The organism is Streptomyces sp. NPDC005551 (assembly GCF_042871785.1).
Lineage (GTDB): Bacteria > Actinomycetota > Actinomycetes > Streptomycetales > Streptomycetaceae > Streptomyces.
Map to the genome: position 1 here is coordinate 277,905 of NZ_JBIAJE010000010.1, position 24,310 is coordinate 302,214.

22 protein-coding genes are annotated in these 24,310 nt (G+C 71.9%); 4 read left to right on the forward strand and 18 right to left on the reverse strand.

Annotation, left to right across the window (positions count from 1 at the left end; genetic code table 11):
- Position 1: 1 nt before the first annotated feature.
- Entirely contained in the window at positions 2-799 is a 798-nt protein-coding gene (locus ACFYP4_RS28425) for a transglycosylase family protein (protein ID WP_358854135.1), read from the reverse strand.
- A gap of 408 nt (positions 800-1,207) precedes the next feature.
- On the opposite strand from ACFYP4_RS28425, the gene ACFYP4_RS28430 reads away from it, so the two are divergent.
- Together ACFYP4_RS28430 and ACFYP4_RS28435 are read left to right on the forward strand one after the other, a co-directional pair.
- Positions 1,208-1,996, forward strand: a complete 789-nt coding sequence (locus ACFYP4_RS28430) for a hypothetical protein (RefSeq protein WP_358854134.1) — start codon at positions 1,208-1,210, stop codon at positions 1,994-1,996.
- A 130-nt stretch (positions 1,997-2,126) separates the two neighbouring features.
- Positions 2,127-2,552 carry a hypothetical protein gene (locus ACFYP4_RS28435; RefSeq protein WP_358854133.1) on the forward strand — a complete coding sequence of 142 codons (426 nt, stop codon included), beginning with the start codon at positions 2,127-2,129 and terminating at the stop codon, positions 2,550-2,552.
- Between the two features lie 55 nt (positions 2,553-2,607).
- Here the strand turns inward: ACFYP4_RS28435 and der are convergent, their stop codons facing one another.
- From der to aroH, 5 genes are all read right to left on the reverse strand, one after another.
- Complete coding sequence (gene der, locus ACFYP4_RS28440) at positions 2,608-4,083, reverse strand: ribosome biogenesis GTPase Der (protein WP_358854132.1); 1,476 nt, start codon at positions 4,081-4,083, stop codon at positions 2,608-2,610.
- 103 nt (positions 4,084-4,186) lie between these two features.
- Positions 4,187-4,897, reverse strand: coding sequence for a lysophospholipid acyltransferase family protein (locus ACFYP4_RS28445; RefSeq protein ID WP_358854131.1), 711 nt, complete (start codon positions 4,895-4,897; stop codon positions 4,187-4,189).
- The gene (cmk, locus tag ACFYP4_RS28450) at positions 4,855-5,550 is read right to left on the reverse strand and encodes a (d)CMP kinase (protein ID WP_358854130.1); all 696 of its coding nucleotides are present in this window, start codon (positions 5,548-5,550) and stop codon (positions 4,855-4,857) included. Before cmk ends, ACFYP4_RS28445 begins: the two co-directional genes overlap by 43 nt.
- 150 nt (positions 5,551-5,700) lie before the next feature.
- The gene (locus ACFYP4_RS28455) at positions 5,701-6,786 is read right to left on the reverse strand and encodes a prephenate dehydrogenase (RefSeq protein WP_388789144.1); all 1,086 of its coding nucleotides are present in this window, start codon (positions 6,784-6,786) and stop codon (positions 5,701-5,703) included.
- Positions 6,783-7,145 (reverse strand): chorismate mutase, encoded by a 363-nt coding sequence (gene aroH / locus ACFYP4_RS28460; RefSeq protein WP_358854128.1) that lies wholly within the window; start codon positions 7,143-7,145, stop codon positions 6,783-6,785. Before aroH ends, ACFYP4_RS28455 begins: the two co-directional genes overlap by 4 nt.
- 243 nt (positions 7,146-7,388) lie before the next feature.
- Here aroH and ACFYP4_RS28465 point away from each other — a divergent pair, with 243 nt between their 5' ends.
- Positions 7,389-8,153 carry a DNA polymerase beta superfamily protein gene (locus tag ACFYP4_RS28465; protein ID WP_388789148.1) on the forward strand — a complete coding sequence of 255 codons (765 nt, stop codon included), beginning with the start codon at positions 7,389-7,391 and terminating at the stop codon, positions 8,151-8,153.
- Here the strand turns inward: ACFYP4_RS28465 and ACFYP4_RS28470 are convergent.
- The 12 genes from ACFYP4_RS28470 to ACFYP4_RS28525 all read right to left on the reverse strand — a co-directional run bounded on the left by ACFYP4_RS28470 (position 8,058) and on the right by ACFYP4_RS28525 (position 21,976).
- Positions 8,058-8,828, reverse strand: a complete 771-nt coding sequence (locus tag ACFYP4_RS28470; RefSeq protein WP_388789151.1) for a DNA polymerase beta superfamily protein — start codon at positions 8,826-8,828, stop codon at positions 8,058-8,060. The two genes, ACFYP4_RS28465 and ACFYP4_RS28470, sit on opposite strands and share 96 nt — an antisense overlap.
- Positions 8,829-8,831: 3 nt before the next feature.
- A complete protein-coding gene (locus ACFYP4_RS28475; protein ID WP_388789154.1) occupies positions 8,832-9,854 on the reverse strand; it encodes an ADP-ribosylglycohydrolase family protein in 1,023 nt (340 codons plus the stop codon).
- On the reverse strand, positions 9,851-10,609 hold the full coding sequence (locus tag ACFYP4_RS28480) for an NUDIX domain-containing protein (protein WP_388789157.1): 759 nt from the start codon (positions 10,607-10,609) through the stop codon (positions 9,851-9,853). The genes ACFYP4_RS28475 and ACFYP4_RS28480 overlap by 4 nt, the downstream gene beginning before the upstream one ends.
- A 268-nt stretch (positions 10,610-10,877) precedes the next feature.
- On the reverse strand, positions 10,878-12,113 hold the full coding sequence (locus tag ACFYP4_RS28485; protein WP_388789160.1) for a pseudouridine synthase: 1,236 nt from the start codon (positions 12,111-12,113) through the stop codon (positions 10,878-10,880).
- Positions 12,113-12,769, reverse strand: coding sequence for an SMC-Scp complex subunit ScpB (gene scpB / locus ACFYP4_RS28490; RefSeq protein WP_358854122.1), 657 nt, complete (start codon positions 12,767-12,769; stop codon positions 12,113-12,115). Before scpB ends, ACFYP4_RS28485 begins: the two co-directional genes overlap by 1 nt.
- On the reverse strand, positions 12,766-13,869 hold the full coding sequence (locus tag ACFYP4_RS28495) for a segregation and condensation protein A (RefSeq protein WP_388789163.1): 1,104 nt from the start codon (positions 13,867-13,869) through the stop codon (positions 12,766-12,768). The genes scpB and ACFYP4_RS28495 overlap by 4 nt, the downstream gene beginning before the upstream one ends.
- Positions 13,870-13,887: 18 nt before the next feature.
- Positions 13,888-14,454, reverse strand: a complete 567-nt coding sequence (locus tag ACFYP4_RS28500; protein WP_388789166.1) for a hypothetical protein — start codon at positions 14,452-14,454, stop codon at positions 13,888-13,890.
- Complete coding sequence (locus ACFYP4_RS28505; protein ID WP_388789169.1) at positions 14,439-15,575, reverse strand: ParA family protein; 1,137 nt, start codon at positions 15,573-15,575, stop codon at positions 14,439-14,441. The genes ACFYP4_RS28500 and ACFYP4_RS28505 overlap by 16 nt, the downstream gene beginning before the upstream one ends.
- A gap of 434 nt (positions 15,576-16,009) precedes the next feature.
- A complete protein-coding gene (ald, locus tag ACFYP4_RS28510; protein WP_388789172.1) occupies positions 16,010-17,134 on the reverse strand; it encodes an alanine dehydrogenase in 1,125 nt (374 codons plus the stop codon).
- Between the two features lie 221 nt (positions 17,135-17,355).
- Positions 17,356-19,380, reverse strand: coding sequence for a tetratricopeptide repeat protein (locus tag ACFYP4_RS28515; protein WP_388789175.1), 2,025 nt, complete (start codon positions 19,378-19,380; stop codon positions 17,356-17,358).
- Positions 19,381-19,549: 169 nt separating this feature from the next.
- Positions 19,550-20,176, reverse strand: a complete 627-nt coding sequence (locus ACFYP4_RS28520) for an NUDIX hydrolase (RefSeq protein WP_358854116.1) — start codon at positions 20,174-20,176, stop codon at positions 19,550-19,552.
- A gap of 132 nt (positions 20,177-20,308) precedes the next feature.
- Positions 20,309-21,976 (reverse strand): CTP synthase, encoded by a 1,668-nt coding sequence (locus tag ACFYP4_RS28525; RefSeq protein ID WP_358854115.1) that lies wholly within the window; start codon positions 21,974-21,976, stop codon positions 20,309-20,311.
- A gap of 494 nt (positions 21,977-22,470) precedes the next feature.
- Between ACFYP4_RS28525 and ACFYP4_RS28530 the strand changes: the two genes are divergently transcribed.
- A complete protein-coding gene (locus ACFYP4_RS28530) occupies positions 22,471-24,279 on the forward strand; it encodes a glycoside hydrolase family 15 protein (protein WP_358854145.1) in 1,809 nt (602 codons plus the stop codon).
- The last annotated feature ends 31 nt before the right edge of the window (positions 24,280-24,310 follow it).

Below are 24,310 nucleotides of genomic sequence, written 5' to 3' on the forward strand. Positions count from 1 at the left end.
CCTACCGCATGGTTAGACCCGGAGGTTCATCAAGAGGTTGGGTCCCCTTACCGTGTTGTTCCCGAACAGTTGCCCGATCGGTAGGCGAATCGGGGAACCCTTGTTCCGCGCCCTGCATCAGGGCCGCCGGGGCGGGGAGGGACGGCACCGACGAGGGCGCGGGGGCCGGGGGCGCGAGCGGGGGCCCGAAGAGTTCGCGGTCCGCATGCCGAGTGGTGGCGGAACCCTGCGGGATGACCAGCATCGTGCCCGGGTTCAGCCGGCCGGGATGGGGGCCGAGCATCAGCTCGTTGGCCTTCTGGAGAGCTGCCTTGCCGCCCTTGACGCCGTACTTGCGGGCGATCGACGACAGCGTCTCCCCGGACTTCACCACATGCACCCGGCCCGCGAGCCCGTACTTTTTGGAGCAGTACGGCCAGGCTCCCCACCCCTGGGTGGCCAGCACCTCCCGGGCGACCTTGATCTGCTGCTTGCGGGTGGCGAGATCGGCGCGCGGAGCGTACGCGAGGCCGCCGAACTCCTTCCAGGTGGACTGCCGGAACTGCAGCCCTCCGTAGAAGCCGTTCCCGGTGTTCGCGTGCCACCGCCCGCTGCTCTCGCACTCGGCGAGACACCCCCAGGGCCAGTCCTTCGCCGCACAGTCGTACAGGCCTCCCTGCGATCCGGGAAGCGTGGATCCGGGAAACGGCGGCCCGGGAAACGGCGGGGGCGCGGCGGTCGCCCGCGACGGGAGGAGTACGGCCAGGGCGGCGGCGGCCGCGGCCGCGTACCGGATGCGCTTGATCGACGAGGCGAGCATCGGCCCACGCTAGGCCGCGGACGGCCGCCGGGCCGCCGACCGCGCCCGGGGGCGGCCGGGGTCCCACCCGGTCGGAGGACCGGCGGGCCGGGCCGGCCGCCCTCGGGAGCTGCGGCGGAATGCACGTCGGCCCTCACATACGTCGATGTCCGGATTTGTCGAGTTGTCGGCCCGACGGTCGACGGCTCGCCGGACCGGCGCAACTCACGCTGTTCGCCCAGGAGTTGGCAGGCAGGAGTGCATCCGGTGCGTATGTCACCCCGCGCGCCGGCCGGTTCGATTCCGTTCGCCCCCGGGCGTGACCCCGGCCACGGATCGCCCGTTGTCTTCTTCATGAGCCGGGGACCCCCGGTTCATGGGCCGGGAGCCACCCGGCATCGCCACGTACCGCATCCCGAGGAGCCACCCGTGCCGCGCATGCTCGACGTCAGCGACGACGTACGCGCCGAGATCGGCGACGAAGAAGCCGACCGGCTGCTCGCCGGAGAGAACGCCCCGGGCAGTTACGACTGCACGTCCTGCCGCACCCCGGGCGACTCGGAACAGGAGCGCACCAGCACCGTCCTGTTCATCGGCGAAGAGACCGCCGTCCTGGCCTTCGCCCACGCCACCTGCCTGCCCTCCCAGGTCGTCCAGGTCACCGAGGAGCAGCTCAGGGGAGCCGCCCGCTCCATCGGTGCCGACGACACGCCGGCCCAGGCCGCACCCCCGCAGGCAGCGCCCGAGCAGGCCGTGCTCGGCGTCACCAGCGGACTCGTCCTGATCAGCGGCGAGCTGCACCCGGCGCTCGTCGTCGAGCCCACCGGACCCATCGCCCGCCCGGGTACGAACGGCCCGGGGGACGACTTCCTTCCGCTGCTCATCGAACAGGGGTTCATGCCGGTGACCGAGCTGAGCTCGGCGCCCTCCGTGCTGCACGGCTGGTCCGTGCTGCTCGCCATGGGCCAGCTGCACGCGGTGCTCCAGCCGGGCACCGGCGGCGGCTCCCCGGTCGCCTGGTGGCAGGCGCACCAGCCGCTCCAGGTCACCGAGAGCTGGCGGACCGCCGCCAACAAGCACCAGCAGGTGCTGCTGTTCGCAGCCCCGGTCGGCTCGATCGGGCGGCAGCCGCGCGAGGACCTGCTGCGCGACGCGCTCGACAGGGCCGCCGCGGGCGGCCTGCTCGTCGCCGCCGCCCTGCCGCTCGCGGGCACCTGAGCCGTCCGGGACGGGAGCCGGGGCGCCACCGGTCGCGCCCCGGCTCCCCCACGCTGCCCCACATGACGGTTGACCTGCGAAAGCGGCGGGGCGACCGCATCCGTTGGGCGACCGGGTCGTTGGCACAGACGTGCACACCTACGACTCCCCCCGCCGCCGGCCCTTCCAGCCGATCCCGTCCGCGCGACCGGCCCAGGACCCGCCGGGCGGCCCATCGGCCACGCCGATCTACGACGCGCTCTACGCGGAGTGGGTCAGGTCCTTCAGGACGCTGCCCGGCGACCGCCACGGGGAGGAGGAGGCGGTCTTCACCCCCTTCGGGAGCCTGCCGCGGGGGGCGAGTTCCTACACCTCGTACAGCACGTACAGCTCGTACAGCGCGGGCGCGCACTCCGCGCTCCAGGACGGCGGCCAGCACACGGACCCGCACCGGAGCGCACACGAGACGCACACCGCCTCGGCGCCCGCCGTCTGGCAGGCGGGCGTACGGCAGCACGGCACCGGGATGCACCACGTACCGGCGGCGCTGCCGCCCGCGCCCCGCAAGGGGATCTGAGGCGGGACCCACGGGAAAGGGGCGGCTCCTCGAAGGAGCCGCCCCTTTCCCGTGATCACTTCTTCTTGGCGCCGCGCTTCTCGCGCACCCGCACGGAGATGTGGATCGGGGTCCCCGCGAAACTGAACTCCTCGCGCAGCCGGCGCTCGATGAAGCGCCGGTAGCCGTGCTCGATGAAGCCGGAGGCGAAGAGCACGAAGCGCGGCGGCTTGGTGCCCGCCTGGGTGCCGAAGAGGATGCGCGGCTGCTTGCCGCCGCGGATCGGGTGGGGGTGGGCGGCGACCAGCTCACCGAGGAAGGCGTTCAGCCGGCCCGTCGGGACGCGGGTCTCCCAGCCGGCCAGCGCCGTCTCGATCGCCGGGACGAGCTTCTCCATGTGCCGTCCCGTGCGCGCCGAGACGTTCACGCGCGGCGCCCAGGCCACCTGGAGGAGTTCGGTCTCGATCTCCCGCTCCAGGTAGTAGCGGCGCTCCTCGTCGAGGGTGTCCCACTTGTTGAACGCCAGGACGATCGCGCGGCCCGCCTCGACGGCCATCGTGACGATGCGCTGGTCCTGCACCGAGATGCTCTCGGACGCGTCGATGAGGATGACGGCGACCTCGGCCTTCTCGACGGCGGCGGCCGTGCGCAGCGAGGCGTAGTAGTCGGCGCCCTGCTGGAGGTGGACGCGCTTGCGGATGCCCGCCGTGTCGACGAACTTCCAGGTCACGCCGCCGAGTTCGATCAGCTCGTCGACCGGGTCGCGGGTGGTGCCCGCGATCTCGTTGACGACCACCCGGTCCTCGTTCGCCACCTTGTTGAGCAGGGACGACTTGCCGACGTTCGGGCGGCCGATGAGGGCGATGCGGCGGGGGCCGCCGACGGCGCCGCCGAAGGTCTGCGCCGGCGCCTCGGGCAGGGCCTCCAGGACGGCGTCCAGCATGTCACCGGTGCCGCGGCCGTGCAGCGCGGAGACGGGGTGCGGCTCACCGAGGCCGAGGGCCCACAGGTGGGAGGCGTCGGCCTCGCCGCTCTGGCCGTCGACCTTGTTGGCGCACAGCACGACGGGCTTCCCGGCCTTGCGCAGCAGGCGCACGACGGCCTCGTCGGTGTCGGTGGCGCCGACCTTCGCGTCGACGACGAAGACGACCGCGTCGGCCGCCTCGATCGCGTACTCGGCCTGCGCGGCCACGGAGGCGTCGATGCCGAGGACGTCCTGCTCCCAGCCGCCGGTGTCGACGAGCTTGAAGCGGCGGCCCGCCCACTCCGCCTCGTAGGTGACCCGGTCACGGGTGACGCCGGGCTTGTCCTCGACGACGGCCTCACGGCGGCCGATGATGCGGTTCACCAGTGTCGACTTGCCGACGTTCGGGCGGCCGACGACGGCGAGGACGGGCAGCGGGCCGTGGCCCGCCGCGTCGAGGGCGCCCTCGACGTCCTCGATGTCGAAGCCCTCTTCCGCGGCGAGCTCCATGAACTCCGCGTACTCGGCATCGCCAAGCGCCCCGTGCTCGTGCTCGGCCGAGCCCTCGGGCTGGATGTGGTCGTTCATGAAGTGCGTACCTCGTCGTTCATCGTGGTGATCGGTGGACACGCCCGGTGCCGGGTGATCCACTACTCAAGTGTCGCCCATCGCTCGGCGGGGCGCCCGGCGTTCATCGCGTCGGGCGTCCGGTGAGACGTCTGGCGTGGTCCAAGTGCCTACTGAGCTGCTTCTGGATGCGCAGGGTCGCCTCGTCCAGCGCCTTGCGTGTCCGTCGTCCGCTGCCGTCGCCCGCTTCGAAGGGGTCGCCGAAGACGACGTCGACCCGGCTGCGCAGCGGTGGCAGCGCCTTCGTCAACCGGCTTCTCCCGCCGGAACTTCCCAGCACCGCCACCGGGACGACGGGTGCGCCCCCGCGGAGGGCGAAGTACGCGAGCCCGGCCCGCAGCGAGGCGAAGTCGCCCTCGCCCCGGGTGCCCTCCGGGAAGATACCGAGGACGCCGCCGTCGTGGAGGACGCCGAGCGCCTGCGTGACGGCGGTGCGGTCGGTGGTGGTGCGGTCCACCTTCACCTGCCCGATGGCGAGCAGGAACGGGTCGAGCGGTCCGACGAACGCTTCCTTCTTGATCAGGAAGTGCGTGGGCCGGGGCGCCACGCCCATGACCATCGGGCCGTCGATGGCGTGCGAGTGGTTCACGGCGAGGATCGCCGGCCCGGTCGCGGGCACCCTCCAGGCGCCGAGGACGCGCGGCCTCCACAGGCCGTACATCAGACCGACGCCGATACGGCGGCCGACCTCGGCACCGCGGACGGACGGCGCCTGCGCCGGGAGGGCTCGGCTCACTTCGCGGCCCGCTTCTCCTCGACGAGGGTGACGACGCACTCGATGACCTGCTGGAGCGTGAGGTCGGAGGTGTCCACCTCGACCGCGTCGTCCGCCTTGGCGAGCGGGGAGGTCTTGCGGCTGGAGTCGGCCGCGTCCCGCTTGATCAGTGCCTCGCGGGTGGCGTCGACGTCGGCGCCCTTGAGCTCGCCGCTGCGGCGGGCGGCCCGCGCCTCCGGGGACGCGGTGAGGAAGATCTTCAGGTCGGCGTCGGGCAGCACCGTCGTGCCGATGTCCCGCCCCTCGACGACGATGCCGCGCTCCGCGGTGCCGGCGATCGAGCGCTGCAGCTCCGTGATCAGGGTCCGGACCTCGGGCACCGCGCTGACCGCGCTGACCTTGGAGGTGACCTCCTGGGTACGGATCGGGCCGGCGACGTCGGTCCCGTCGACGGTGATCGTCGGCGCGGACGGGTCGGTCCCGGAGACGATCTCCGGCTTCCCGGCGACGGCGGCGATCGCCGTGGGGTCGGTGATGTCGATCCCGTTGTTCACCATCCACCAGGTGATCGCCCGGTACTGGGCACCGGTGTCCAGGTAGCTGAGCCCCAGCTGCGCGGCGACGGCCTTGGAGGTGCTCGACTTGCCCGTGCCGGAGGGGCCGTCGATGGCGACAATCACTGCCGGGGCGGTCCGGGCGGCGCCGTTTTCCACGGTGGGGACACCTTCCTGGTGCGTGGTGGAGGTCTGTGCGGGGCACGAGGGCGCCCCGCACAAGGTTACTGGCTCCGCGGACCCCGTATTACTGGCCCGTCCCGGCGCCCCGCGGCCGGCCCGTCACCGCGCCCCGCGGGGCGGGGGCGGCTACTGCCGCAGCGCCCAGCCCCGCTCGCGCAGGGCCGCGCTCAGCACCGGCGCCGCCTTCGGCTCCACGAGCAGCTGGACCAGACCGGCCTGCTGACCGGTGGCGTGCTCGATGCGCACGTCCTCGATGTTGACCCCGGCCGCGCCCGCGTCCGCGAAGATGCGGGCCAGCTGGCCCGGCTGGTCGTCGATCAGGACGGCCACGACGTCGTACGTCCGCGGGGCGGAACCGTGCTTGCCGGGCACGCGGATCTGGCCCGCGTTGCCGCGGCGCAGGACGTTCTCGATGCCGGTGGCGCCCACCCGGCGCTTCGACTCGTCGGAGGACTGAAGGGCGCGCAGCGCCTCGACCGTCTCGTCGAGGTCCGCCGAGACGTCGGCGAGGAGGTCGGCGACCGGGCCCGGGTTCGCGGACAGGATGTCGATCCACATCCTGGGGTCGGAGGCCGCGATGCGGGTCACGTCGCGGATGCCCTGGCCGCAGAGCCGTACCGCCGCCTCCTCCGCGTGCTCCAGGCGCGCGGCGACCATGCTGGAGACGAGATGCGGCATGTGGGAGACGAGGGCCACGGCCCGGTCGTGGGCGTCCGCGTCCATGACGACCGGCACGGCACGGCAGTGCGACACCAGCTCCAGGGCGAGGTTGAGCACCTCGGTGTCGGTGTCGCGGGTGGGCGTCAGGACCCAGGGGCGGCCCTCGAAGAGGTCCCCGGTGGCGGCCAGCGGGCCGGACTTCTCCCGGCCCGACATGGGGTGCGTCCCGATGTACGAGGAGAGGTCGAGGCCGAGCGCCTCCAGCTCACGGCGCGGGCCGCCCTTGACGCTGGCCACGTCGAGGTAGCCGCGCGCCACGCCCCGCCTGAGCGCGTCGCCGAGGGTCGCCGCCACATGGGCGGGCGGTGCCGCGACGATGGCGAGGTCGACGGGCCCGTCCGGCGCCTCGTCCGTGCCGGCGCCGAGGGCCGCGGCCGTACGGGCCTGCTCCGGGTCCCGGTCGACGAGGTGCACGACGACTCCGCGGGCGGTCAGCGCCAGCGCGGCCGACGTACCGATGAGGCCCGTTCCGAGGACGAGTGCGGTCCTCACTGGGCGATGTCCTTGCGCAGCGCGCCCGCGGCACCCAGGTACACGTGCGCGATGTCGGCGCGGGGCTTGTCGGACTCGATGTGGGCGAGGATCCGCACCACCCGGGGCATCGCGCCCTCGATGTCCAGTTCCTGGGCGCAGATCAGCGGCACGTCGACGATGCCGAGCTTGCGGGCCGCGGCGGCCGGGAAGTCGCTGTGCAGGTCGGGCGTCGCGGTGAACCAGATGCTGATCAGGTCGTCCGTGGTGAGGCCGTTCCGCTCGAGGACCGCGGTGAGCAGCTCGCCGACCTGCTCGTCCATGTGGCCGGCCTCGTCCCGCTCCAGTTGGACGGCGCCCCGGACCGCTCGTACCGCCACGGTGATGCTCCTCGCTGATCTGCGTACACGTCGTGTCACCAGCGTAGTCAGCCCGCGCCGGGTCGGTGCGCGGCGCCCGCCTGCCGAGACGGCCGGACGATCCGGTACTTCCGCGCCGGACGTACCTCGCAGCCGTGGCCCGCCGGCCCGCCCGGCGCCGTGGGCCCGGGCTCCCCGCGAAGAGGATCACGGGGACGGGAAATTCGATTCGCCGGGGCGGGGACGGCCCGTACGCTCCGGGGCATGCACTCCGAGGCCCTGGTACGCGACCACACGATCTACGCCTGCGTGATGGGCTCGCGCGCCTTCGGTCTGGCCACGGACGGCAGCGACACCGACCGCAGGGGCGTGTTCCTCGCCCCGACTCCGCTGTTCTGGCGTTTCGACAAGCCCCCGACCCATGTCGAGGGGCCGGCGGACGAACAGTTCAGCTGGGAGCTGGAACGCTTCTGCTCCCTCGCCCTGCGCGCCAATCCGAACATCCTGGAGTGCCTGCATTCCCCGCTGGTGGAGCACGTCGACGACACCGGCCGCGAACTGCTCGCCCTGCGCGGGGCGTTCCTGTCCCGGCAGGTGCACGAGACCTTCGCCCGTTACGCCCTCGGCCAGTACAAGAAGCTGGAGGCGGACGTGCGCGGGCACGGGGTGCCGCGCTGGAAGCACGCCATGCACCTGCTCCGTCTCCTCATGGCCTCCCGCGACCTCCTGCGCACCGGCACCCTGACGACCGACGTCGGCGACCAGCGCGAGCCGCTGCTCGCCGTGCGGCGCGGCGAGGTCTCCTGGGCCCGCTTCGAGGCCTGGATGTCCCGCCTGGCGGCGGAGGCCGACGAGGCGGCCACCCGCAGCCCCCTGCCCGCCGAGCCGGACCACGCCCGCGTCGAGGACTTCCTCGTCCGCACCCGCCGTGCCTCAGCCCTGCGGGCCGTCCCCGAGGCCCTCCCGTCGCACCCGGACGACGAACTCGTGCAGGAGGTCGTGGACGGACGGGGCGTCGGGCAGTTCTGAGGCGTCCTGCGCCTCGTCCAGCCGGGCGTGCAGCTTCTCCACGTCGTCCCTCACCCGCGCGCGGTCGACGTCCGCCGCTCCGTGTTCCCGTTCGGCCTTCGCCGCGATCAGGTCCGGCAGATACGCGGGCGCCCTCACCTGCCCGACGAGCGTGGGCAGGTCGGCCTGCACCTCACCGCTGCGCATTAGGTGGATGCCGGTGAGCAGCACCCGGAACGTGTAGAGCAGCGGCTTCAGTTCGCCGGTCTTCTCGAAGAGCCGCCACTGCGTCGTCGCGAATCCCCGGTAGTGGTGGGCGTGGTGGCTGGTCAGGGTGCCGGGTGCGAGCGCGGCCAGCTCCCGGTGCGCGTCGCTGGTGTGCACGACCAGGGGCGAGAGCAGCTGTTCCAGCACATAGCCGTTGCGCCGCAGCATCAGGCGGACGAACTTGCGCAGGTCGTGGGTGACCAGGTCCATCTCGACGCCGTCCCGGTCCCACATCCGGGACCGGGTCTCCTCCGGCTCGCGCAGGCCCACCAGGGCGGCCGTCGGCAGCAGGTGGACGCCCCGGAGGTCCACGTCCGAGTCGCGCGACGGGAAGCCGTAGAGGTGCGCTCCGCTGACGGTGGCGAAGAGCACCGGGTCGGGCTGTTCCGCCACCACGGGGCCGAGATCGAGTTCCAGGACGTCTCTCATGCCTCAAGCGTCCCAGAGCGCTCCCAGTGACATGAGGTCGCTCTGGTATTCGATGCGGTCGGCCCATTCCCGCGGCCAGGCGTCCGAGCCGTGGTGGGCGCCCGCGAAGGCGCCGGCCAGGCACGCTATCGAGTCCGAGTCGCCCGAGGTGCAGGCGGCCCGGCGCAGCGCGGTGACGGGTTCGTCGACGAACATCAGGAAGCACAACAGGCCTGTGGCGAGCGCCTCTTCGGCGATCCAGCCCTCCCCGGTGGCCAGGCAGGGATCGGTCTCGGGGGAGACGGTGTGCACGGCGTGCCGGAGGCGGTCCAGGACGTCCAGGCACTCGTCCCAGCCGCGCGCGATGAAGCGCTCGGGCGTCGGGTCCTGGCCGCGGGTCCACAGGTCACCGAGCCACCGCTCGTGATAGCGGCCGCGGTTCTCGAAGGCGTAGGAGCGCAGGAGGCCGATCAGCCCCTTCGGCTCGGCGCCCTGGGCGAGCAGTCGTACCGCGTGCATGGTGAGGTCCGAGGCGGCGAGCGCCGTCGGGTGTCCGTGCGTGAGCGCCGCCTGCAGCTGGGCGGCGCCCGCCCGCTGTTCGTCGCTCAGTCCGCGGATGAGACCGAGCGGCGCGACCCGCATGTTCGCCCCGCAGCCCTTGGACTGGACCTGGCTGGCGTCCTGCCAGGGGCGTCGTTCCGACGTGAGGAGATCGCAGGCGACGAGGCAGGTGCGGCCGGGCGCGCGGTTGTTGTCGGGCGACTGGTACCAGTCCACGAACTCCCCGCGCACGGCCCGCTCGAGCCGCTTGGGCTCGAGCAGCCCGCGGTCCATCGCCGTACGCAGCCCGCGTCCCAGTGCCAGCGTCATCTGGGTGTCGTCGGTGACGAGGGCGGGCCTGGGCAGGTCCATCTCTCGCCACGGGCCGCACGTGGCGAGGATGGCGGGCACGTCGTTGAACTCGGTCGGGGAGCCCAGCGCGTCGCCGAGGGCGAGGCCGATCAGGGAGCCGGTGGCGGCGCGTTTCGCGAGCGTCGTGGTGGTCATGGGTTCCGTCCTTCCGAGGCGGGGCGCAGCAGGGGCGGGTGCAGGGCGGTGGCGCCGCCCGCGCGGTAGAGGGCGGCCGGTTTCCCGCGGCCGCCGGTCAGGCGCGCGGCGCCCGGGACCGGTTCGACGAAGCCCGGCGTGGCGAGGACCTTGCGCCGGAAGTTGGGCCGGTCGAGGGCCGTGCCCCACACGGTCTCGTAGACCTGCTGCAGCTCTCCGAGGGTGAACTCGGGCGGGCAGAAGGACGTGGCGAGACAGGTGTACTCGAACTTGGCGCCGACCCGGTCGTGGGCGTCGGCGAGGATCCGGTCGTGGTCGAAGGCGAGCGGGCCGAGGGCGTCGGAGCGCACCCACCGGGCCTGGGATGCGTCGCCGCCGCCCCGCGGCAGGGGCGGGTCGGGGAGCAGCGCGGCGAAGGCGATGGAGACGACCCGCATCCTCGGGTCGCGGCCGGGTTCGCTGTACGTCCGCAGCTGCTCCAGGTGGAGTCCGGAGACGTCCGACAGTCCGGTCTCCTCGGCGAGTTCGCGCCGGGCGGCGGTCTCCGCGGACTCGTCCGGGAGCACGAACCCCCCGGGCAGCGCCCAGCATCCCCGGTACGGCTCCTGTGCCCGCTCCACGAGGAGGACCTGGAGCGCGCCGGCGCGGACGGTGAGCACGGCGAGGTCGACGGTGACCGCGAAGGGCTCGAACGCGTACTTGTCGTAGCCCTCGGGTGCCCTGCCGCCGGGTGCCCTGCCCTCCTGCGCACGCACGTCCGCCCGCCCCCTTCCTGGTCGGCACGACCAATGGTCAGGACGACTAATAGTCAGTACGACCATAAAGGCGGGGACGTGGCCCCCACAAGCCCCATGGCCCTACCGATTCCGCGGAGCGCTCGGGGTTCGGCGGTTCAGGGGTTCGGGGCTTCGGGGGTTCGCCGGCCGGAGATCGACTCCGGCCCGGTCCGCACCGCACGAACGCGTCGGCCGGCCCCGGAACAGTTCCGGGGCCGGCCGAGGAGTACGCGGTGACGCGGGGTGACTAGAGGTCGACCTCCTGCATCAGCATCCCGACCTCGGTGTTCGACAGGCGGCGCAACCAGCCCGACTTCTGGTCGCCCAGGGTGATCGGCCCGAACGCGACGCGCACGAGCTTGTCGACCGGGAAGCCGGCCTCGGCGAGCATGCGGCGCACGATGTGCTTGCGGCCCTCGTGCAGCGTCACCTCGACCAGGTAGTTCTTACCGGTCTGCTCGACGACGCGGAAATGGTCCGCCTTCGCGTACCCGTCCTCGAGCTGGATGCCGTCCTTGAGCTGCTTGCCGAGGTCCCGCGGGATGGGGCCCACGATGTGCGCGAGGTAGACCTTCTTCACGCCGTACTTGGGGTGGGTGAGGCGGTGCGCCAGCTCTCCGTGGTTGGTGAGCAGGATGATGCCCTCGGTCTCCGTGTCGAGACGCCCCACGTGGAAGAGCCGGGTCTCCCGGTTGGTGACGTAGTCGCCGAGGCACTGGCGGCCCTCCGGGTCCTCCATGCTCGACACCACACCGGCGGGCTTGTTCAGCGCGAAGAACTGGTACGACTGCGTCGCGACCGTCAGTCCGTCGACCTTGATCTCGTCGTGCTCGGGGTCGACCCGCATGCCCTGCTCGACGACGATCTCGCCGTTGACCTCGACGCGCGACCGCTCGATCAGCTCCTCACAGGAGCGCCGCGAACCGTAGCCCGCACGCGCGAGCACCTTCTGCAGCCGCTCGCCCTCCTGCTCGGCCCCGGGGAACGTCTTCGGCGGCTTCACGTCCGGCTTGCCGGCGTACCGCTCACGGTTGCGCTCCTCGGCCCGCGCCTCGTACTCGCGCGAGCGCGCCGGAGCCGTACGGCCGCCGCGCTGCTGGCTCTGCTTGGGGCCGCCCTTGGCGCCACCGCGGGCGCCGTTGCCCCGGCCGGACTTCGGGCCCTCGTGGGAGGCGCCGGGGCCTACGTCGTAGCGGCGCTCCTCGGGACGCGGCCTGCCCTCGCGCTTCGGCCTGTCGTCGCGCCCCGCTCCGCTCCTGGGCTGGGAGGCGCTCCCGCGGGCGCCGCTGCTCCCGCCGGCCCCGCGGGCGCTGCCGCCCCCGCCGGCCCCGCGGGCGCCGCCGCCTCCACCGGCTCCGCGGGCGTTGCCACGCCCACCGGCCCCGCGGGGGTCGCCGCCGCCGCGGGCGCTGCCGCCCCCGCCGGTCCCGCGGGGGTTGCCGCGCCCGCTGTTCCTGCCACTGCCGCTGCCACTGCTTCGCATCAAAGTTCCGTCGTCGTCGTGTCGTCTGCGTCTGGGTCCGGTGCGTCCGGATCGAACGACGGAACCCCTTCCAGCGTCTCAGCCTCGATCGCGTCCGCCTCCGGAAGGAAGGGCGCGAGCTCCGGGAGCTCGTCCAGGCCGCGCAGGCCCATTCGCTCCAGGAAGTAGTTCGTCGTCCTGTACAGGATCGCACCTGTTTCGGGTTCCGCGCCCGCCTCCTCCACCAGACCCCGCTGAAGGAGGGTCCGCATCACGCCGTCACAGTTCACTCCGCGGACCGCGGAGACGCGGGAACGGCTGACGGGCTGGCGGTACGCGACGACCGCGAGGGTCTCCAGAGCCGCCTGGGTGAGCCGGGCCTGCTGGCCGTCGAGGACGAAGCGTTCGACGGCCGCCGCGTAGGCGGGCCGCGTGTAGAAGCGCCAGCCGCCGGCGATCAGCCGCAGCTCGAAGCCGCGGCCCTGGACGGTGTACTCGTCGGCCAGCTCCCGCAGCGCGTCCGCAATCTGCCGCCGGGGCCGCTCCAGGACCTTCGCGAGGTGCTCCTCGGTCGCGGGCTCGTCCACGACCATGAGGACGGCCTCCAGGGCGGGCCGCAGATCGAGACCGGCGACGGTGCCCGGCCCGGCCGGGGACTCGCTGTGCTGCTCGCTCACGCCTTCTTCTCCTCCTCGGCGTCCTCCGGAGGCCGGTCGAACTCGTCCGTCCCCCTCGGCTGCTCCTCGCCGTCCCCGCCCGTCCAGCGCACGAGCAGCTCTCCGAGGGCCACCTCCTGGTCCAGTGCCACGGCCTTCTCGCGGTACAGCTCCAGCAGCGCGAGGAAGCGGGCGACGACGGTCAGGGTGTCGTCGGTGTCCTCGACGAGGTCCCGGAAACTCGCCTCCCCCCGCTCCCGCAGCCGCGCGACCACGATCGCGGCCTGCTCCCGCACGCTGACCAGCGGTGCGTGGATGTGATCCACGTACACCTGTGGCGTGGGCTTCGGCTGCATCGCCTTCACGGCGAGCGTGGCGAATCCTTCGGCCCCGATGGTGATGACCACTTCGGGGAGCAGCGCGGCGTGCTGCGGTTCGAGGCCGACGGTACGGGGGTAGCGGCGGCCCTCCTCCAGGAGGCGGGTGTTGAAGATGTCCGCGATCTGCTTGTAGGCGCGGTACTGGAGCAGCCGCGCGAACAGCAGGTCCCGTGCCTCCAGCAGCGCGAGGTCCGCCTCGTCCTCGACCTCGGCGGTGGGCAGCAGCCGCGCCGCCTTGAGGTCCAGCAGGGTGGCGGCGACGACCAGGAACTCGGTCGTCTGGTCGAGATCCCAGTCCGGCCCCATGGCCCGGATGTGCGCCATGAACTCGTCGGTCACGCGGGACAGCGCCACCTCGGTGACGTCCATCTTGTGCCGCGAGATCAACTGCAGCAGCAGGTCGAACGGCCCCTCGAAGTTCGCGAGCCGCACCTTGAACACGCCGTCACCGGGCTCGTCACCCGCCCCGGCGGAGCCGGCGGGCGACGCGGGCGCCGCGCGCAGCGGCCGCTCGGGCTCCGGGGCCGGCGGTACGGCCACCGCCGGCGAGCCCGTCGCCGGCGCGGACGGATCGGCCGCAGGCGGCTCGGGCTCGGGCTCGGGTCCACGTTCGGGGGCGCCCTCCACAGGGGGCGGAACGAACTCCTCGGCGGGCGCCGGCGCTGCCCCGGGTCCACGTCCGAGCGCACGCCGGCGCCCGGCGGGGCCACCGGTGGAGGCGGGGACGTCGTTCGAGGTCATAGCCGTCGCAGGCTACCGCTACCGCCCGCGAAGTCGTCGTACGAGGATGCTCGCGTCCCCGCGGGACTCGAGATCGGCCAGCACCACCGCGACCGCCTCGCGGACGATCCGCCCGCGGTCGACGGCGAGCCCGTGCTCACCCCGGAGCACGAGACGCGCGTGCTCGAGGTCCATCAGCTCCTCGGCGGACACGTACACCGTGATCTTCTCGTCGTGCCGCTCGCGCCCGCTGGGCCGGCGGTTCGCGGCGCGGCTCCGCTTGCGGGAGGACTGCCCGGCGGAAGAACCTTCCTGCGGCGTCTGACGCTGTCCGGAGCGGTCGCCGCCGGTGCCCCGGCTGCGGGACTCCCCGGTGCCCGACTCGTCACCGGCCGCCACATGCTCGTCACCCTCGCCGTCGCCGCCCCGCACGGGCACCGACTGCGGCCCGTCCTCCGCCGCGGCGGCCGCGTCGCTCTCACCCGCCGGGGCGGGCACCCTGGCCTCGCCGTTGGTCCGGCGCGAGGGCGAGGACGCCTGGAGCGCCATTCCCCCGGTGGTACGGAACAGTTCGTCGGCCCCCGGCAGACTCACTCGGCGTGACACCGGGCGAGCACCTCCCTGGCGAGCTGGCGATAGGCGGCGGCGCCCACGGAGTTGGAGGCGTACGTGGTGATCGGCTCACCGGCGACGGTGGTCTCCGGGAAGCGGACGGTGCGGCCGATGACCGTGTGGTACACGTGGTCGTCGAAGGCCTCGACGACACGGGCGAGCACCTCGCGGCTGTGCACCGTGCGCGAGTCGTACATCGTGGCGAGGATGCCGTCGAGCTCCAGGTCGGGGTTGAGCCGCTCCTGGACCTTCTCGATGGTCTCGGTGAGCAGCGCGACCCCGCGCAGCGCGAAGAACTCGCACTCGAGCGGCACGATGACCTTGTGCGCCGCCGTCAGGGCGTTCACGGTGAGCAGGCCGAGCGAGGGCTGGCAGTCGATCACGATGTAGTCGTAGTCGGCCATCAGGGGCTTGAGGGCCCGCTGCAGCGTCGACTCGCGCGCGACCTCGGACACCAGCTGCACTTCGGCGGCGGACAGGTCGATGTTGCTGGGCAGCAGGTCCATGTTCGGGACCGCCGTCTTCAGGAGCACCTCGTCGGCCGCCATGCCCCGCTCCATGAGCAGGTTGTAGACGGTGAGGTCGAGCTCCATCGGGTTGACGCCGAGGCCGACCGAGAGCGCGCCCTGCGGGTCGAAGTCGACGAGCAGGACCCGGCGTCCGTACTCCGCGAGCGCGGCACCCAGGTTGATGGTCGACGTCGTCTTGCCGACGCCGCCCTTCTGGTTGCACATCGCGATGATCTTCGCGGGGCCGTGGTCGGCCAGCGGGCCCGGGATCGGGAAGTACGGCAGCGGGCGTCCGGTCGGGCCGATGCGCTCACGGCGCTGACGGGCAGCGTCGGGCGCGAGCGTGGCCGCGTACTCGGGATCGGGCTCGTACTCGGCGTCAGGGTCGTAGAAGTGACCCTCGGGCAGTTCGTCGTAGTCGGCGAAGTGGGTGCGGTTCTCGCCACTTCCGTTGCCGGCCATGGCGTTCACGTGATGGCCATCCATGCTCGGGTGTGCTGGCTGGGTCAGCCCTGTTCTGGGGGGACTCTGGTGGGCTGCGAAGGTGCGGACAGCGACGGAGCCGACAGCCTCGAGCCCCGTGGGGCCCTGGCCCCGCGTCGGCATTCCTGGTTGACCACCCCCGGGAGTAAATGTCGACTCATTCACAAGTCGTCTTACCTCCTTGGTGACCAGGAAACTTCTAGATAGGTCAGCGTGGCACCATGCCGACGATTGGCGACTCTATGGCGTGTCACCGCTCCGCAGCAACACAATCCGCCGGACCCGCCCCGATGTGTCGGTAACCGAACACCCCGCTGTCAAGGGCGTAAGGCCGTCGCACAGCAGGCTCCGCCGGTGTACGAATCGGTTGAAGCGTTACGTTCGCGGCGAGTTGAACGAGTCCCGCGAAGTGACCCGACACACATCCGGCCGGACCTTGTCCAGCAAGGTCCGGCCGGGTGCGCGGTGTTGACGACCTGTGTTGACGTATCGCCTTTTCCCAGCGGGGAATCCGCCATCGGGCAGCGAGAAAGTCGACTGGTGGTGCGAGTGACCGATCAGCCGAGCAGCGTGTCCAGCTCGACGTGCTCCAGACCGTGCGATTCGGCGACCTCGCGGTAAACGACCTTGCCGTCATGGGTGTTGAGGCCCTTGGCCAGCGCGGGGTCGCGGCGCAGCGCCTCGACCCAGCCGCGGTTCGCCAGCTCGACGATGTACGGCAGCGTGGCGTTCGTCAGCGCGTAGGTGGAGGTGTTGGGCACCGCGCCGGGCATGTTGGCGACGCAGTAGAAGACCGAGTTGTGGACCGGGAAGGTCGGCTCGGCGTGCGTGGTCGGACGCGAGTCCTCGAAGCAGCCGCCCTGGTCGATGGCGATGTCGACAAGAACACTTCCGGGCTTCATCCGCGAGACGAGTTCGTTGGTGACCAGCTTCGGCGCCTTGGCACCGGGGATGAGCACGGCACCGATGACGAGGTCGGCCTCGAGGCAGGCCTTCTCGAGCTCGAAGGCGTTGGAGACGACGGTCTGGATCTTCGTACCGAAGATCTTGTCCGCCTCCTTGAGCTTGTTGATGTCGCGGTCGAGCAGGGTCACGTGGAAGCCCATGCCGATGGCGATCTGCGCGGCGTTCCAGCCGGAGACGCCGCCGCCGATAACGACGGCCTTGGCGGCCAGCACACCGGGGACACCGCCGGGCAGCACACCGCGGCCGCCGTTGGCGCGCATCAGGTGGTAGGCGCCGACCTGCGGGGCGAGACGGCCCGCGACCTCGGACATCGGGGCGAGCAGCGGCAGCGCGCGGCTCGGCAGCTCGACCGTCTCGTACGCGATCGCCGTGGTGCCGGACTCCAGGAGCGCGTCCGTGCACTCCTTGGACGCGGCCAGGTGCAGGTAGGTGAAGAGCGTCTGGTCCTTGCGGAGGCGGTGGTACTCCTCGGCGATGGGCTCCTTGACCTTCAGCAGCAGGTCGGCGGTGGCCCAGACCTCGTCGGCGGTGGGCAGGATCTGCGCGCCGGCGGAGACGTACTCGTCGTCCGTGATCGAGGAGCCGACGCCGGCGTTTCGCTCGATGACGACCTGGTGGCCGTGGCGCACCAGCTCGTGCACGCCGGCGGGGGTGATGGCCACCCGGAACTCGTTGTTCTTGACCTCGCGGGGGATGCCGACCTTCACGTCGATCACGGTCCTTGGCTCAGAGGGTTCTGGGGCTGCGCACGCCAGGGCGGTGCGCATCGGGGCAATGCCCGTCATACCCGGCGCCATGGGGGCACACCGGGAGACACCACGAAACAACGCGGCGGAGCCAGTCTAATGAAGGGATTCTCTCTGTCTAGCCTTTCAAAGCATCAATCTTCGGCGGATGCACTACGGATTTCGCAGGCGTTAGGGCCTTGTTTCATGGCTCACGGGCTGTCCGGCAGCTCATCTCCCAGCATGCGCTCGGCCTGACTGCGGTGCAGCCCGGCCGCGACCGGGTCGCCGAGCCGGTCCAGGGTGTCGGCCAGTCTCAGCTGGAGAGCGGCCTGCAGGCGCACGTCCTCGGCGCGGCGGGCCCACTCCACCGCCTCGTGGCAGGTGTACAGCGACTCCTCCGGCCGTCCCGCGTACTCCTGGACCCGGGCCAGCTCGCTCAACGCCCGTGCCTGGGCCGCGACATCGCCGTTCCTGCGGTGGCCGGTGACGGCCGAGCGCCAGTTGCGCAGCGCCTCCCCGTAGCGGCCGGCGTAGGTGTGCACGGTGGCGATGCGGCCGTAGAGCCGGGCGGCGTCCACCCGCTCGTCGCGCGCCAGGCGCTGCGCCAGCGCCCTGCCGTACCAGTCGGCGGCCCGCTCGTAGTCCCCGAGCTCCTGGTGGGCGCCGCCTACGGATTCCATCGCGCGCCCGGTCGCATACGGGTCGTCCGCCTCACGTCCGGCGTCCAGGGCGGCCCGGTAGCGGGCGAGCGCCTCGGCCGTCCGGCCCGTCTGCGCGTCGAGGTCGGCGAGGTTCAGCAGGGCCGCGGCCCTCTCGCGGGGCAGGTCGCGGCGCTCGGCGACGTCCAGGACGAGCCGGTGGATGCCGTACAGCTCGGGCGCCGCCGCCTGCGTACCGACGTGCGCCACCATGGCCCGGACCAGCGCGGCCATCAGACGGCGGGCCAGCGTGTCCAGCTCGCCGTCGGCGACGGCCGCGCGGGCGGCGGCGAGCAGCGCGGGCTGCCGGATGCGCAGCCAGTCGGCGGCGGCCCGGGGGTGCGGGAAGCGCAGGGCCTGGGGCATGCCGGCGAGCTTCTCGCGGGCGGGCGAGCTGTCCGTCTCGGTGATCGCGCGGCAGGACACCAGCAGCCGGACCGTCCGCTCCAGCATCCGGGCGCGGGCGAGCTGGAGCTCGGCCGGCCGGTCCTGGGTCTCGGTGAGGGCACGCAGCAGGGGCAGCAGGCAGCCGGGCACCTCGTACTGCGGCAGGGGCGAGTCCACCGGCCGCAGGAGGCCCAGCCCGGCGAAGTCGTCCAGGGTGGTGCGGGCCGCGTGGATCGAGCAGCCGGCCAGCGCGGACGCGGTGTGCGGGTCGACGAGACCGGCGGGGGCCAGGGAGAGCAGGCGCAGTATCCGGGCGGCGGCGCTGGGCAGCGAGGCGTACACGAGCCGGAAGACCCGGGCCAGCGGCGTCCCTTCCTCGCCCTCGGCGTGCAGGTGCTTGGCCAGGTCGGCCACGGCGGCCTGCGGCCGGGCGGCGAGCCAGCCGCCCGCCAGCACCAGCGCCGCGGGCTGGCCGGCGCACTCCTCGACCAGCCCCTCGGCGGCGCACGGGTCGACGGTGATGCGGACCGAACCGGTGTGCCGGCCGAGCAGTTCCAGGGCGGACTTGGTGTCCAGGCCGCCCAGCGTGCAGGGGCGGACGTCGGAGATGCCGGTCAGTGGACCCTGCGAGACGGCGACGACCAGGCAGTCGGGGGTGTCCGGCAGCAGGCATTCGACCTGCTCGGCGGTCGCCGCGTCGTCCAGCAGGAGCACGGCACGGCGGTCGGCGAGGGCCCCGCGCAGTGCCTCGGTGAGGTCGTCCTCGGCGGCCCCGGGCGGGGTCGCCTCCGCCAGGGCGGTGAGCAGGTCCCGTGCGGTGCGCTCGGTGGGCACCGGCGTGCCGTCGGGTTCGGTGAGCCGGGCCCGCAGCACACCGTCGGGGTAACTCTCGGCGACCTGCCGTACCAGCTCCTCGGCGAGCGCCGTGCGGCCGAATCCGGGGCGGCCCGCGATGAGCAGCACCCGGGCGCGGGGCGCCTTGCGGCCGGAGAGGGTGTCCAGTCCGGCACGCTCGATGTCGGCCCGGAGTTCCTTCAACTCTCTTGTCCGGCCCAGGAACTGACCCGCCGCAGGAGCGGACTCGGCAACCGGTGGCCGTTCCTGTGCCGACACGTCCGTGCCGTCGGTGTCCACCGCCTGATCCGTCACGGGCCACACTCCCGTCCCACTGCCGCGCAAGCCCGCCGGGACTCCGGACGGGGCGTTTTCAGAGCCTAGTTCACGCTCTGCGACGATCCGGGTGGAGCACGGCGGAAGGGTCCCCCGATCGGATCAGCCGATCGTCACACCGGATCCCCCGGGGAGACGCGGGAGCGGCTCAGGACTCGAAGGGCCGCGCGGGCCAGGGCGCCTCCGCCGGACGCAGCGCGTCGACACCCGCGCCGTTCCGGGCGGCGATCAGCGACAGCACACCGACGACCAGACAGTTGTTGTGCAGCTCCCCGGCGAGCACCCCGCGGGCGAGGTCGCCGACGGACACGCGCGAGAGCTCCATGTCGGCCTCCTCCTCCTCGACCTCGAAGCGCTCGCCCTCGGCCTCGGAGAGATCGCGGGCCAGGAAGATGCGGACGGCCTCGTCGCAGCCGCCGGGCGTCGTGTACACGTCGGTCAGCACCCGCCAGTCCTCGGCCTTGACGTGCGCCTCCTCGTAGAGCTCCCGCTGCGCCGCGTGCAGCGGGTTCTCGCCGGGGACGTCGAGCAGCCCGGCCGGGATCTCCCACAGCTTGTGGCGCACGGGGTGGCGGTACTGCCGGATGACCAGCACCCGGTCCTCGTCGTCGAGGGCGAGGACGGCCACGGATCCGGGGTGGACCTGATAGTCGCGGCGGACGACCGAGCCGTCGGGCATGACCACGTCGTCGGTGCGGACGGAGGTCTTGTTCCCGGTGAACGGGGTCTCGCTCGCCCGGATCTCCCACTCCTCGGCGGTGTCCTTGATCGTCATGCCCTGCGTCCTTCCACACGTACACGAGAGAGCCGGTCACGGCCGAAGGGAATCGGCCACGGTGCGCCGGCGACAGAAACCGGGGCACGCACCTCATAGGACGCGTACCCCGGCAACCGTACAACCCTCGTGTCACTTGCCCGTCTTGCGCTCCACGGCCGCCTTCACCAGGCCCGCGAAGAGCGGGTGCGGGCGCGTCGGACGCGAACGCAGCTCGGGGTGCGCCTGGGTCGCCACCAGGTAGGGGTGCACCTCGCGCGGGTATTCGACGTACTCGACGAGCTTGCCGTCCGGGGAGGTGCCGGAGAACTGGAGTCCGGCCTTCTTCTCCAGTTCGGCGCGGTAGGCGTTGTTCACCTCGTAGCGGTGACGGTGCCTCTCCTCGACGTACTCCTTGTTGTCGTACACCTCGCGCACGATGGAGCCCTCCGCCAGCTTGGCCGGATACATGCCAAGGCGCATCGTGCCGCCCATGTCGCCCTCGCCGGCCACGATGTCGAGCTGCTCGGCCATGGTGGAGATGACCGGGTGCCCGGTGGCCGAGTCGAACTCGGTGGAGTTGGCGTCGGGGATGTCGGCCAGGTTCCGCGCGGCCTCGATCACGATGCACTGCAGGCCCAGGCACAGGCCGAGCAGCGGGATCCTGTTCTCGCGGGCGTACTGGATGGCGCCGACCTTGCCGGACACGCCGCGGTCGCCGAAGCCGCCGGGGATGCAGATCGCGTCCACGTCACCGAGCTGCTTCGCGGCGCCCGCCGGGGTCTTGCAGTCGTCCGAGGCGACCCACTTGATCTTCACGCGGGCCTTGTTCGCGAAGCCGCCCGCGCGCAGCGCCTCGGTGACCGAGAGGTAGGCGTCGGGCAGGTCGATGTACTTGCCGACCAGCGCGAGGTTGATCTCGTGCAGCGGGTTGTGGACGCGGTCGAGCAGGTCGTCCCAGGTCGTCCAGTCCACGTCGCGGAAGGGCAGGTCCAGCTTGCGGACCACGTACGCGTCCAGGCCCTCGGTGTGGAGGACCTTCGGGATGTCGTAGATCGACTTGGCGTCGATCGCCGCCACCACGGCGGCCTCGTCGACGTCGCACATCAGCGAGATCTTGCGCTTGATGGCGGTGGGGACCTCGCGGTCGGCGCGCAGCACGATCGCGTCCGGCTGGATACCGATGTTGCGCAGCGCCGCGACCGAGTGCTGCGTCGGCTTCGTCTTCAGTTCCCCGGACGGGCCGATGTAGGGCAGGAGCGAGATGTGCACCACGAACACGTTGTCGCGGCCGACCTCGTGACGGACCTGGCGGACGGTCTCCAGGAACGGCAGCGACTCGATGTCGCCGACCGTGCCGCCCACCTCGGTGATGACGACGTCGACGTCGTCGGCGGCCATACGGCGGATGCGGTGCTTGATCTCGTTGGTGATGTGCGGGATGACCTGCACGGTGTCGCCCAGGTACTCGCCACGCCGCTCCTTGGCGATGACCGTCGAGTACACCTGCCCTGTAGTGACATTGGCGGAGCCGTCCAAGTCGACGTCGAGGAAGCGCTCGTAGTGTCCGATGTCGAGGTCGGTCTCGGCGCCGTCGTTGGTGACGAACACCTCACCGTGCTGGAAGGGGTTCATCGTGCCGGGATCGACGTTCAGGTACGGGTCGAGCTTCTGCATGGTGACCCGCAGACCCCGCGCCTTGAGCAGCGCGCCCAGGCTGGAGGCGGTCAGACCCTTGCCGAGGGAGGAGGCGACACCCCCGGTGACGAAGATGTGCTTGGTCGTCGTGGCTGTGCTGTTTCGGAAAGCAGCGGGCGGCATGGCCAAGAGGGGGCTCCCGTGGTCGCGGTGTGAGGTGCGTACCGGCGGCCCGACCCGGAGGTACCGGATTTTCGGGGGGCGCCGTCGCTGCGGTTCGGGGGTTTCTCGCCCTCCGGTCCACGGGCTACCAGGGTATCAGCGCCAGAACGGGGCCGCTCGCGGCCACGCTCCGCACACGCGTCGACACGGAGACCGCACGCCCCGCTCATCCCGTCCGCACCGCTCACCCTCTGCTCACTCGTTCGGCCGAGTCCGGTTGCCGGGAGGGGCACGCGGATCATCGACGTGCGTCGTATCCTGCTCGGACACTCACTGCCGAGACCGGCCGGTAGACGGCACCACCCACGCCGCATCCCGGAACACGAGAGCTCGGCAGTTCGTTTCGCAACGACATTCACACAACCCTTCCGTCGTTTCGCGACGACGCCTGACAAAGACCCCTTGACCGCAAGAGCGACCGCCCCTCGTGGGGCGACGTGGCCGTTCGACTGGAGATGCACGTGGCCGGGCGCATCGAGGACTACGCACTCATCGGAGACATGCAGACAGCCGCGCTGGTCTGCCGGGACGGCACAGTCGACTGGCTGTGCCTGCCCCGCTTCGACTCGCATGCCATCTTCGCCGGCCTGCTGGGCACCGAGGAGCACGGCTTCTGGCGGCTCGGGCCGGCGCACGCGGCGGACGCCGAACCGCCGACCGCGGCCCGGCGCACGTACCGCGGCGACTCGCTGATCCTGGAATCCGAGTGGGACACCCCACGCGGCACGGTGCGCGTGATCGATTTCATGCCGCCGCGTGACGGGGCACCGCAGCTGATCCGCATCGTCGAGGGCGTCACGGGCCGGGTGCCGATGCGTTCCGCCCTGCGGATGCGCTTCTCGTACGGCCGTGTCGTGCCCTGGGTGCACAAGCACGAGGGCCGGACCGTCGCCGTCGCGGGACCCGACTCCGTGTGGTTCGACACAGCCTGCGAGACCTACGGCAAGGACCTCACCACGTACGCCGACTTCACGGTGGCGCCGGGTGAGCGGATCGCGTTCACCATCTCCTGGGAGCCCTCGCACAAGCAGCCGCCCGCGCTGCCCGAGCCGGAGCAGTCCCTGGAGGCGACCGAGGAGTTCTGGCGCGACTGGGTCGACCAATGTACGTACCACGGCCCCTACCGTGAGGCCGTGGTCCGCTCGCTGATCACCTTGAAGGCCCTGACGTACGCCCCCACGGGCGGCATCGTCGCCGCGCCCACGACCTCGCTCCCGGAGGAGATCGGCGGCGTCCGCAACTGGGACTACCGCTACACCTGGCTGCGCGACGCGGCGATCACCCTGTCCTCGCTGCTGCGTACCGGGTACCGCGAGGAGGCGCGCGCCTGGCGCGAGTGGCTGCTGCGCGCGGTCGCGGGCGACCCGGAGAACCTCCAGATCATGTACGGCATCGCGGGTGAGCGGGAGCTCGGCGAGGCGGAGCTGGACTGGCTCCCCGGCTACGAGAACTCGGGGCCCGTCCGCGTCGGCAACGGCGCCGCGCACCAGCTCCAGCTGGACGTGTACGGGGAGGTCACCGAGGCCCTGCACCTGGCGCATATGACGGGTCTGTCCCGCAACGACTACGCCTCGCTCCTCCAGCTCAAGCTGATCCGCTACCTGGAGGACCACTGGGACCAGCCGGACGAGGGCATCTGGGAGGTGCGCGGCCCGCGCCGCCACTTCGTGCACTCCAAGGTGATGGCCTGGGTCGCCGTCGACCGCACCATCAAGCTCATCGAGTCGGGCGACGCGGACGGCCCGCTGGAGAAGTGGCGCGAGCTGCGCGACGACATCCACCGGGACGTGTGCGAGAAGGGCTACGACAAGGAGCGCAACACGTTCACGCAGTCGTACGGCTCCCAGGAGCTGGACGCCTCGCTGCTGCTGATCCCGCAGATGGGTTTCCTGCCGCCGGACGACAAGCGTGTGATCGGCACGATCGAGGCGATCCAGCGCGAGCTGTCCACCGAGGACGGCTTCATCCTGCGCTACCCGACGTCCGGCGAGCACGCGGGCCTGGACGGTCTGGAGGGCGACGAGGGCGCGTTCCTCGCCTGCTCGTTCTGGATGGCGGACGACCTCGCGATGATCGGGCGGGTCGACGAGGCCCGCAAGCTCTTCGAGAAGCTGCTCGATCTGCGCAACGACCTGGGTCTGCTCGCCGAGGAGTGGGACCCCCGGCTCAAGCGCCAGGTCGGCAACTTCCCGCAGGCCTTCAGCCACGTCCCGCTGATCGACACGGCGCTGCGGCTGACCGCGAGCGGGGCGTACGGCGGCTGACCCGCCACGCGCACGGCGGCCCCGCTCCCTC

Bases quoted from the DNA above. Each gene is read 5' to 3' on its own strand.
- ACFYP4_RS28520 (WP_358854116.1), bottom strand. From the start codon at position 20,176: ATGACGATCAAGGACACCGCCGAGGAGTGGGAGATCCGGGCGAGCGAG.
- der (WP_358854132.1), bottom strand. From the start codon at position 4,083: ATGAACGACCACATCCAGCCCGAGGGCTCGGCCGAGCACGAGCACGGG.
- ACFYP4_RS28530 (WP_358854145.1), top strand. From the start codon at position 22,471: ATGCACGTGGCCGGGCGCATCGAGGACTACGCACTCATCGGAGACATG.
- ACFYP4_RS28485 (WP_388789160.1), bottom strand. From the start codon at position 12,113: ATGCGAAGCAGTGGCAGCGGCAGTGGCAGGAACAGCGGGCGCGGCAAC.
- ACFYP4_RS28425 (WP_358854135.1), bottom strand. From the start codon at position 799: ATGCTCGCCTCGTCGATCAAGCGCATCCGGTACGCGGCCGCGGCCGCC.
- ACFYP4_RS28505 (WP_388789169.1), bottom strand. From the start codon at position 15,575: ATGCCGACGCGGGGCCAGGGCCCCACGGGGCTCGAGGCTGTCGGCTCC.
- ACFYP4_RS28525 (WP_358854115.1), bottom strand. From the start codon at position 21,976: ATGCCGCCCGCTGCTTTCCGAAACAGCACAGCCACGACGACCAAGCAC.
- ACFYP4_RS28495 (WP_388789163.1), bottom strand. From the start codon at position 13,869: ATGACCTCGAACGACGTCCCCGCCTCCACCGGTGGCCCCGCCGGGCGC.
- ACFYP4_RS28475 (WP_388789154.1), bottom strand. From the start codon at position 9,854: ATGACCACCACGACGCTCGCGAAACGCGCCGCCACCGGCTCCCTGATC.
- ACFYP4_RS28470 (WP_388789151.1), bottom strand. From the start codon at position 8,828: ATGAGAGACGTCCTGGAACTCGATCTCGGCCCCGTGGTGGCGGAACAG.
- ACFYP4_RS28465 (WP_388789148.1), top strand. From the start codon at position 7,389: ATGCACTCCGAGGCCCTGGTACGCGACCACACGATCTACGCCTGCGTG.